1 protein-coding gene is annotated in these 1,119 nt (G+C 77.7%); it reads right to left on the reverse strand.

Features of this window, described 5'->3' with window-relative positions; genetic code table 11:
- On the reverse strand, window positions 1–987 hold a 987-nt coding region (locus tag AB0L40_RS27900), incomplete at its 3' end, for a serine/threonine-protein kinase (RefSeq protein ID WP_364362079.1).
- Window positions 988–1,119: the final 132 nt, after the last annotated feature.

A 1,119-nucleotide genomic window follows, 5' to 3' on the forward strand; every position in this document is an offset into this window, starting at 1 on the left:
CGGCGGCCCGGCAGGCCCGCTGGGGCCCGCCGGCGGCGGCGCACCGGGAGCCGGGGCGACCCGGCTGCTGCGGAGCACGATCTCGAAGTCGTCGTCGGGGGCGGCGGACGGCCGCGCGGAGGCACCGTCGGCCGGCCCGCCGCCGGTGGCGATCCGCAGGGCGTCGGAGGCGGCGGCGGCCAGCGCGCCGGCCGACGGGTAGCGATCGTCGGGATCGACGGCGAGCCCCCGTAGCATCACGGCGTCGAACGGACCGAGCTCGGGCCGGCGCTCGCTCGGCCGGGGACGCGGTGCCGAGCCGTGGGCGGCCATCCGCGCGGCGGTCCCGCCCGAGAACGGCGGCGCGCCGGTCATCGCCGTGAGCAGCGTCGCGGCCAGGGCGTAGACGTCGGAGCGCACGCCGACGGGGCGCTGCTCGAGCACCTCGGGCGCGAGGTAGTCGACGCTGCCGACGACCATCCCCGACGCGGTCAGCTCGTCGCCGGCGTCGACCTCCTTCGTCAGCCCGAAGTCCCCCAGCCGCGCGATGATCCGCCCGCCGTCGTCGGAGAGGAAGACGTTCGCCGGCTTCACGTCGCGGTGCAGCACGCCCTTGCCGTGGGCGTGGTCGAGGGCCGCGCCGACCTGGACGACGACGTCGACCGCCAGGCGCAGGTCGAGCCGCTCGTGGCTCCGCCGCAGGCGCGATCGCAGGTCCTCCCCGTCGATCAACGCCATCGCGATCCAGGGGCGACCGTCGGCGACGCCGGCGTCGTGGACCGCGACGACGTTGGGGTGGTCCAGGCGGGCGGCCAGCCGGGCCTCGCGCTCGAACCGCTCGTGGAACGCCGGGTCGTGGGCGCGCTCCGCCTGCAGCACCTTGAACGCGACGCGCCGCCCGAGGCGGACGTGCTCGGCCTCGAAGACGACCCCCATGCCGCCGCGCCCGAGGGGGCGGATGATGCGGTAGCCGTCGACGAAGTCGCCTGGTTGGAGGTCGGAGATCACGGGACGCACACCCGGCGGGCCCGCCGCCGGTGCCGGGATCCTAGTCGCGGGTCGCGGCGGCACAACCGCCATCCGACCGATCCGGCGGCCCGCGCGGCCCGCGCGGCCCGCCGCCTGGACGCGCACCGCCCG

Source organism: Patulibacter sp. NPDC049589 (genome assembly GCF_040675535.1).
GTDB lineage: Bacteria > Actinomycetota > Thermoleophilia > Solirubrobacterales > Solirubrobacteraceae > Patulibacter.